4 protein-coding genes are annotated in these 2,768 nt (G+C 59.0%); all 4 read left to right on the top strand.

Annotated elements, in window-relative coordinates; all coding sequences use genetic code 11:
• On the top strand, positions 1-151 hold a 151-nt coding region (locus EN884_RS31890; protein WP_164750711.1), incomplete at its 5' end, for a 4Fe-4S binding protein.
• On the top strand, positions 123-422 hold the full coding sequence (locus EN884_RS40345) for an exopolysaccharide production repressor protein (protein ID WP_082826585.1): 300 nt from the start codon (positions 123-125) through the stop codon (positions 420-422). The genes EN884_RS31890 and EN884_RS40345, both read left to right, overlap by 29 nt.
• Before the next feature lie 236 nt (positions 423-658).
• Positions 659-1,672 carry a 1-aminocyclopropane-1-carboxylate deaminase gene (locus EN884_RS31880; protein ID WP_024505903.1) on the top strand — a complete coding sequence of 338 codons (1,014 nt, stop codon included), beginning with the start codon at positions 659-661 and terminating at the stop codon, positions 1,670-1,672.
• Positions 1,673-2,271: 599 nt separating this feature from the next.
• On the top strand, positions 2,272-2,768 hold a 497-nt coding region (locus EN884_RS31875), incomplete at its 3' end, for a TlpA disulfide reductase family protein (RefSeq protein ID WP_164895287.1).

Raw genomic sequence — 2,768 nt, 5'->3', positions numbered from 1 at the left:
CGATGACGAGGACGACGATTTCGACGGCAAGCTCAATCGCATGATCATGGTTGTCGATGATGCCGGCCGCTGCATAGGCTGCGGAGCCTGCGGCCGCGTCTGCCCCAAGAACTGCCAGACGCATGTTCCGGCCGACGAGCTCGCAACATGATCTGGCGAAAACCAGGGGAGCGGCGTGCACTTCATCTTTTTGTCGGCTCGTGGGGCTGGTCCTGTGCAGCAATGCGTCGATGGTTTACTTCGCTTTGGATTCGCTCCGTGTGGCAGTCGTCACGACGCTGGCCTGTTCGCTGCTGCTTCAGGCCGGCTACTTCGGCCGCGTGCTCTTTCTGATCTGGCAGTCCTCTAGCCGCGCTCGTGGAACTCGCCACAGGGGCCAGCATGCCGATGGTTACAGGAAAGCTCGGGTACCAGTCGTCTGACTCTGATCAACTGCGGAATGCAATTTTCAGCTGTGTCCCGGCTTGGTCGAATGCCCAGCATGTGCTGCTGCTTTGATGCGCGGATGACAGGATCAGTGCTCAGACCCACACCAATTTTGGTCACCCTCTGATGACTGAGCTGATCGTATAGGGAATCTGTGTTCGGCTAACACGCGACCATACCCCTGGGCTGACCGGTGCGTAGCAGGTTCAGGTACTTTTTTGCTGGAGATAGCATGCTGGAAAAATTCGAACGTTATCCGCTCACCTTTGGACCCACGCCGATCGAGAGGCTCGACCGCCTCGGCAAGCATCTGGGCGACAAGGTGGAAATCTACGTCAAACGCGAGGACTGCAACTCCGGTCTCGCGTTCGGCGGAAACAAGCTGCGCAAGCTCGAATACATTGTGCCCGACGCGATCGCGTCAGATGCCGATACGCTCGTCACAATCGGTGGCGTGCAGTCCAACCATACGCGCATGGTCGCTGCGGTCGCCGCCAAGATCGGCATGAAATGCCTCCTGGTCCAGGAGAGCTGGGTCCCACATGATGATGCTGTCTACGACCGGGTCGGCAATATCCTCTTGAGCCGCATCATGGGGGCAGAGGTGCGCCTGGTTGACGAGGGCTTTGACATCGGCATCCGCCGCAGCTGGGAAAAGGCACTTTATGAAGTCAAGGCAAGGGGCGGCAGGCCATATGCGATACCTGCCGGCGCCTCTGTCCACAAATACGGCGGCCTGGGCTATGTGGGGTTCGCTGAGGAGGTGCGTGCCCAGGAAGAGCAGCTTGGGTTTGCCTTCGACTATATCGTCGTCTGTACGGTGACTGGTTCAACCCACGGCGGCATGCTCGTCGGGTTCGCCAAGGATGGTCGACAGCGCAACGTGATCGGTATCGATGCCTCCGCCATGCCCGCCAAGACCAAGGCGCAGGTGCTTGGCATCGCCCAAAATACAGCGAAGCTCGTCCACCTCGGAGCGGAAATTGTCGAGGCAGACGTGGTGTTGTTCATGGACTACGCGTACCCGGGTTATGGCGTTCCATCGGAGGAAACCAAAGAGGCAATCCGTTTGTGCGCGCGGCTCGAGGGCATGATTACGGACCCCGTTTACGAGGGCAAATCGATGCAAGGGATGATCGACCTCGTCCAGAGGGGCTTCTTTCCACAGGGATCGAGGGTCCTCTACGCACATCTAGGCGGCGCACCGGCGATCAACGGGTACGGCTACACCTTTCGCAACGGCTGACGTTCGGCAGTCTGCGATTCCGCGGTCGCGCTCGAACGTGGGTAGGTAGCGTCGTTCGAGCGCTTGGCTGGAGAAGTGGAGGCAGCGACGGGCATCCACTAATTGGTACCATTACGTGCTGTCGGTGCTCAACGCCACGCGCATTGAGCGCATGCCGCCGTTGGCAACCGCGAGGCGAATTTTGACTCCGGGGCAAGAATCCACACGCGGCGGTGGCGGCACGAGGACCAAGCCGGCGAGTTCGCGCTTTCGAACTGGCGCCAAACTGCCACTGCTCGAGGGCCGAGGCCAGTCTAATCACAGGCGAGCCGTCCAAGCTCTCAAGAGTGATAGGGCGAAACCCGACAGCGGCAGAAGACATGTCGGGTTCACGACAATCGGCCGCATTTGGCCTCGTGGAGAATTTCAAAGCATTTCCCGCCGCTTACCGGAGCTGAGGGAATTGGCACCTCCGTTGCAGCTTGATGTGCGGCAACACGGTGAGAGCTTCGCTGAAGCAAGCCAGAGGGAGCGATGCCCTCGAGACCGTGTCCGATTTTGACTGGAAAATATTCCGCGACAAAAGAGACGAAAGGTGTGGAATGACTTTGGACACCAAGATGGAACTGCGTATGGGGTCCCCGGCTCCTGCGATCAAAGTGGAGAACTGGCTGCGTGGCGAGCCCCTCACGAACTTTCGGCCCGGCAAGGTCTACCTCGTTGAGTTTTGGGCGACTTGGTGCGGACCATGTGTCGACGCCATGCCCCATTTGATCGAACTGCAGGAGAAATATGAAGGCAGCGGATTTGAGGCGGTCGGAGTTGCCGCCTGCGAACAGGGTCCTACCGCAGACGAGGCGCGGACCAACGTGGATGCCTGGCTGACCGAGGAGTTCCCGAATCTGAATTATCGTATCGGGTTCGATTACATTGGCGAAATGAACAAGCTCTGGATGGATCCCAGCTCTTCGATTGGGATTCCCACCTCGTTCGTGGTCGACCGCGACGGCCACATCGCTTTTATCGGCCACCCGGCGGAACTCGATGACGTTTTGCCGAAAGTCCTTAACGGCAGCTGGCGCAGCAGCTATGAAGCGAAAGCCGCCGATGCAAAGCG

Origin of the sequence: Mesorhizobium sp. M7A.F.Ca.AU.001.01.1.1 (assembly GCF_004022735.1) — a bacterium.
Classification (GTDB): domain Bacteria; phylum Pseudomonadota; class Alphaproteobacteria; order Rhizobiales; family Rhizobiaceae; genus Mesorhizobium; species Mesorhizobium ciceri.
The sequence above is the reverse complement of the archived record's forward strand: the minus strand, read 5'-3'. Positions and strand labels throughout refer to the sequence as shown.